Source organism: Micrococcus sp. HMSC31B01 (assembly GCF_001816085.1).
GTDB lineage: Bacteria > Actinomycetota > Actinomycetes > Actinomycetales > Micrococcaceae > Micrococcus > Micrococcus luteus.
The window spans coordinates 1-5,185 of sequence record NZ_KV825204.1; the positions used below are offsets into that span (position 1 = coordinate 1).

Here is a 5,185-nt window from a genome sequence, read left to right on the forward strand (position 1 = left end):
CGGGCCGGCGTCGTCGTGCCCTCCGGGGCGCCGTCCTCGACGGGCGCGGCGCCACCGAGCTCCAGGCGCCGTTCGAGGGCCTCGAGGCGGGCGGCCAGGCCGCGGTGCGTCTCGTCCGAGGCAGGCAGCAGCAGGCGCGCCATGAGCAGCTCGAGGTGCAGGCGGGGACTGGTGGCCCCCACCATGTCCGTCAGCGCGAGGTTGGTGACGTCCGCGAGGCGGGAGAGCTCCGCGCGGGAGAGCTGCGCGGCCTGCGCCGACAGACGCCGCACCTGGTCCTCCGGCATGCCGTGCAGGATCGCCCCGGCCTCCTCCGGCAGGGCACGGGCGATCACGAGGTCGCGGAAGCGGTCCAGCAGGTCCTCGACGAAGCGGCGCGGGTCCTGGCCGGACTGCACCACGCGGTCCACCACGCGGAATACGGTGGGGGTGTCGTCCGCGGCGACGGCGTCGATCACGTCGTCCAGCAGGGCTTCCGGGGTGAAGCCGAGCAGGCTCACCGCGAGCTCGTAGGAGACCTGGCCCTCCTGGGCACCCGCGATCAGCTGGTCCAGCACGGAGAGCGTGTCACGCACCGAGCCCGTGCCGGCGCGCACCACGAGCGGCAGCACGCCCTTCTCCACGGACACGCCCTCCTCCGCGCACAGCTGCTCGAGGTAGGCGATGAGCGGCTCCGGCGGCACGAGCCGGAACGGGTAGTGGTGGGTGCGGGAGCGGATGGTCCCGATGACCTTCTCCGGCTCCGTGGTGGCGAAGATGAACTTCAGGTGCTCCGGCGGCTCCTCCACGATCTTGAGCAGCGCGTTGAAGCCCGCCGCGGTGACCATGTGCGCCTCGTCGATGATGAGGATCTTGTAGCGGTCCCGGACCGGGGCGAACGTGGCCCGCTCGCGCAGGCCGCGGGCGTCCTCCACACCGCCGTGCGAGGCCGCGTCGATCTCCAGCACGTCCAGCGAGCCCGGCCCGCCGGTGGCCAGGTCCCGGCACGAGTCGCACTCGCCGCACGGCGTGGGCGTGGGGCCTTGGGCGCAGTTCAGGCAGCGCGCGAGGATGCGGGCGGACGTGGTCTTGCCGCAGCCGCGCGGGCCGGAGAAGAGGTAGGCGTGGTTCACGCGGTCCTTCGCCAGTGCGGTGCGCAGCGGGACCGTGACATGGTCCTGCCCGATCACGTCCTCGAAACGGTCCGGGCGGTAGCGGCGATACAGGGCGGTGCTCACCCTCGAAAGCCTATCCGGCGGGCGGACGGGCTAAGGGAGCCGGGGAATGCGCACGCCCGCCGGCCCGTTCCCTGGCCCATGACCACCACGCACATGCACACCGACGCCGAGGACACGATCCACCCCACGCAGCCGGCCCCGGACGCGGGACCGCTGAGTCAGGCCGAGATCGACCGCCTCTTCGCGGACCGCCACACGACGCAGCTCTTCTCGGACGAGCCCGTCGACCTCGCGCTGATCGAGCGGGCCTACGCGGACCTCCGCTGGGCGCCGACCGCCATGAACAACCAGCCGCTGCGGCTCGACGTCGTGGACAGCCCCGAGGCCCGCGCCCGCCTGGCCCCGCTCATGATCGAGTTCAACCGGGAGAAGACGGAGCGCGCCCCGCTCACAATGATCGCCTCCTACGACCTCGACTGGCACCGCCACATGGGCCACCTCGCCCCGTTCCGGGAGGGCTTCGAGGAGGATGCCGAGGGCAAGCCGGGCATGCGCGAGGGGATGGGCCGCACGAACGCGCTCATCCAGGTGGGCTACCTGCTCGTGGCCCTGCGCGCGCACGGGCTCGAGGTCGGCCCCATGGCCGGGTTCGACGCCGCCGCCGTGGACGCCGAGTTCCATGCGGACCGTGCCTGGAAGTCCCTCCTGGTGATCAACGTGGGCCACGCCGCCGCAGACGACGAGAAGGCGCAGCAGCCCCGCCAGGGCCGCCTCGACTTCGACCAGGCCGCCCAGGTCCTCTGACCGGGGCCGGGCCTGCGGCGGATCAGGGCGCCGGCCCGCTCAGAGCCCGGTGAACACCCACGGATCACGCGGCAGGGCGGCCGGGTCGAACGCGGGCACGGCGGCCGCCAGCGGTCCCGCGGGCAGGCCGAGGGACTCCAGCAGCCGGTCCCGCACCCGCTCGGGGGTCCACGCCGGGTCCTGCGCGGCGAGGTCCTCGAGCGTCACGGCGCCGTCCCGCTTGGCCAGCCGCCGCCCCTCCGCATTCAGCACGAGCGGCACGTGCAGGTACTCCACCGCGGGCGTCGGCTCCCCGCGCGCGGCGCACAGCGCCTCGGCCAGCCAGCGCTGACGCGGGGCCGAGTCGAGCAGGTCGTCACCGCGGACCACCTGGTCCACGCCCTGCGCCAGGTCGTCCACGACGACGGCCAGGTTGTACGCGTACGCCCCGTCGTTCCGGCGCAGCACCAGGTCGTCGACCAGGCCCGTGACCTCGCCGTGCAGCACGTCCACGGCGGTGGCGCGGGGGATCCCGCCCGCCGGCAGGCCCGCAACCTTCGCCGCGTCGATCCGCAGGGCGGCGGGACGCACCCGCCGTCGCTCGGCCCGCTCGGCCTCCGTCAGGTCCCGGCAGGTGCCCGGATAGAAGCCGGGCGGACGCAGCGGCACGGTGCCACCGGGGGCGGGGGCGCCGTCGTCGGGCCTCGGGTGTGGGGCCGACGTCGCCTCGGCGATGTCCTTGCGCGAGCAGAAGCACTCGTAGACCGCGTCCGCGCCGTGCGCGGCGCGCAGGGCGGCCACGGCGGCGTCGTACAGGCCGGTGCGTTCGGACTGACGCACCGGCTCGGCGTCCCAATCCAGCCCGACGGCGGCCAGGTCCGCCCGCTGGTCGGCCTCGGCCCCGGAGCGGACGCGGTCCAGGTCCTCGATCCGCAGCAGGAAGGCGCGGTCCGTGGCGCGCGCCGCGAGCCACGCGACGAGCGCGGTGCGCAGGTTGCCCAGGTGCAGGCTTCCCGTGGGGGAGGGGGCGTAGCGTCCGGCGGGCATGGGATCTCCTGGGGAAAGCGAAGACCCCTCACGCACCTGCCAGAGCCCACCTACCCTTGCTACCTTCCGGTCCTGGGGGAGTTCAGCGAGATGACACCACGTGAGGGGCCGCCGACGACTCTACCAGGGCGGCGGCGGGCGCGGCGATTCGGGCCGCGGGGAGGCCCAGGCCGAGCTCGCGCCTCCCGCGGAGGATTGGCGCGGCCCAGGACGATCTGGTTATGATGGAGCCTGCCCTCGCGCGGTCCGCCGCCTGAGGGCGCACCAAGGAGGATTCGCCTAGCGGCCTATGGCGCACGCCTGGAACGCGTGTTGGGTTAACAGCCCTCGGGGGTTCAAATCCCCCATCCTCCGCGGGTAGGCCCCGGGACCCCAGTGGTTCCGGGGCTTTTCGCATGTCCGGGGCCGCTGTCGTCGCGGGCCGCGCGCCCGGACTCCCGATCCGCCACGCTGGATGCGAGACGCGGGTCACATTTGCGCGTATCCTTCTCCCCAGTCGTCCGGGACCGCCGGCGGCCGCCGCTCGGAGCTCGCACCGCACCGGCCATCCCCACCCCGATCTGGAGACCCCATGTCCTTCGCAGATCTCATCACCGCCGTGAACGACGTCATCTGGTCCCCGGCCCTGATCTGGCTCTGCCTGATCGTCGGCCTCTACTTCACCATCCGGACCATGTTCCTGCAGTTCGTGAACATCCCGGACATGGTGAAGCAGCTCCGCGAGGGCCAGGACTCCGCGGACGGCACCTCGTCCCTCCAGTCCCTCATGATGTCGCTCGCCGGCCGCGTCGGCATGGGCAACATCGGCGGCGTCGCCACGGCCATCGCGTTCGGCGGCCCCGGCGCCGTGTTCTGGATGTGGGTCATGGCCCTGCTCGGCGCCGCCACATCCTTCATCGAGTCCACGCTCGGCCAGATCTACAAGGAGCGCGACCCGGACACCGGCGAGTACCGCGGCGGCCCGGCGTACTACCTGGAGAAGGCCTACAAGCACACGGCCGCCGCCCCCGCCTTCAAGGCGTACGCGATCCTGTTCGCCGTCGTCACCGTCTTCGCCACCAGCTACTTCCTGCCGGGCGTGCAGGCCAACGGCGTGGCCGCGGCCGTGGGCGAGGCGTGGGCCGTGCCCGCCTGGGTCGTGGCCCTGGCCATGGTCATCCTGCTGGCCTTCATCGTCCTGGGCGGCGTGAAGCGCATCGCGACGTTCGCCGTCTACGTGGTGCCCGTGATGGCCGTGCTGTACATCATCCTCGCGCTGATCGTGCTGTTCCTGAACTTCGACCAGATCCCCGAGGTCTTCGGCTCCATCTTCGCCAGCGCGTTCGGTGTGCACGCCGTGTTCGGCGCGATCCTCGGCCTCGCCATCCAGTGGGGCGTGAAGCGCGGCGTCTACTCCAACGAGGCCGGCCAGGGCACGGGTCCGCACGCCGCCGCGGCCGCCGAGGTCTCGCACCCGGCCAAGCAGGGCTTCGTGCAGGCGTTCGCCGTGTACATCGACACGCTCTTCGTCTGCTCGGCCACCGCGTTCATCATCATCTCCACGGGCGCCTACCGGGTGTACTCGGACGGGTCCGGCTCCGGCCTGCTGTTCGAGGGCATCGTCTCGCCGACGGCCTCCGAGGGCCCGGCCTTCGTCCAGACTGGCTTCGACGCCATGTTCACCGGCTTCGGCCCCACGTTCGTGGCCGTGGCGCTCGCGTTCTTCGCCTTCACCACGATCGTGGCGTACTACTACATGGCCGAGGTCAACCTCGTGTTCCTCACGCGCAACCTGCGCAACGGCATGGTCCGCCGCGTCGTGCTGCGCTTCCTGCAGGCCCTGATCCTCGTGTCCGTGGCCTACGGCGCCGTCGCCACCACGGGTGCGGCCTGGGGCCTCGGCGACATCGGCGTGGGCTCCATGGCCTGGCTGAACATCCTCGGCATCCTCGTGCTGCAGGGCCCGGCCCTCAAGGCCCTCAAGGACTACCGTGCACAGAAGCGCCAGGGTCTCGACCCGCAGTTCGACCCGCGCCCGCTCGGCATCCGCAACGCGGACTTCTGGGAGCACCGCGCCGACGGCCTGATCACCCAGGGCGTCGCCGGCACGGCCGAGCACCCGATCGTCACCGAGGGCGGCGCCCACCGCGCCTGACGGGCCGGCGGGGCTGGGCCCTCCCCGCCCCACCACGACGACGGCCCGGACGCCGCCAGCGTCC

General features: G+C 72.6%; 4 protein-coding genes, 1 tRNA gene and 1 other RNA gene. 3 read left to right on the top strand and 3 right to left on the bottom strand.

Annotated elements, in window-relative coordinates:
- Nucleotides 1–1,217 (bottom strand): DNA polymerase III subunit gamma and tau (locus HMPREF3105_RS08045; protein ID WP_070709154.1); only part of this gene is annotated, 1,217 nt, incomplete at its 3' end.
- Nucleotides 1,218–1,295: 78 nt separating this feature from the next.
- On the opposite strand from HMPREF3105_RS08045, the gene HMPREF3105_RS08050 reads away from it, so the two are divergent.
- Nucleotides 1,296–1,961, top strand: a complete 666-nt coding sequence (locus HMPREF3105_RS08050; protein ID WP_070709156.1) for a malonic semialdehyde reductase — start codon at nt 1,296–1,298, stop codon at nt 1,959–1,961.
- A 39-nt stretch (nt 1,962–2,000) separates the two neighbouring features.
- Here HMPREF3105_RS08050 and gluQRS read toward each other — a convergent pair whose 3' ends face one another.
- The gene (gene gluQRS, locus HMPREF3105_RS08055) at nt 2,001–2,987 is read right to left on the bottom strand and encodes a tRNA glutamyl-Q(34) synthetase GluQRS (protein WP_070709157.1); all 987 of its coding nucleotides are present in this window, start codon (nt 2,985–2,987) and stop codon (nt 2,001–2,003) included.
- A 16-nt stretch (nt 2,988–3,003) separates the two neighbouring features.
- An RNA gene (gene ffs / locus HMPREF3105_RS08060) (signal recognition particle sRNA small type) lies at nt 3,004–3,100 on the bottom strand.
- Nucleotides 3,101–3,255: 155 nt separating this feature from the next.
- Between ffs and HMPREF3105_RS08065 the strand changes: the two genes are divergently transcribed.
- Together HMPREF3105_RS08065 and HMPREF3105_RS08070 are read left to right on the top strand one after the other, a co-directional pair.
- A tRNA-Ser gene (locus tag HMPREF3105_RS08065) sits at nt 3,256–3,341 on the top strand.
- A gap of 217 nt (nt 3,342–3,558) precedes the next feature.
- Nucleotides 3,559–5,121 (top strand): alanine/glycine:cation symporter family protein, encoded by a 1,563-nt coding sequence (locus HMPREF3105_RS08070; RefSeq protein ID WP_041102767.1) that lies wholly within the window; start codon nt 3,559–3,561, stop codon nt 5,119–5,121.
- Nucleotides 5,122–5,185: the final 64 nt, after the last annotated feature.

Excerpts from the sequence above, each read along its gene's own strand:
- HMPREF3105_RS08050 (WP_070709156.1), top strand. The coding sequence starts at position 1,296 with ATGACCACCACGCACATGCACACCGACGCCGAGGACACGATCCACCCC.
- gluQRS (WP_070709157.1), bottom strand. The coding sequence starts at position 2,987 with ATGCCCGCCGGACGCTACGCCCCCTCCCCCACGGGAAGCCTGCACCTG.
- HMPREF3105_RS08070 (WP_041102767.1), top strand. The coding sequence starts at position 3,559 with ATGTCCTTCGCAGATCTCATCACCGCCGTGAACGACGTCATCTGGTCC.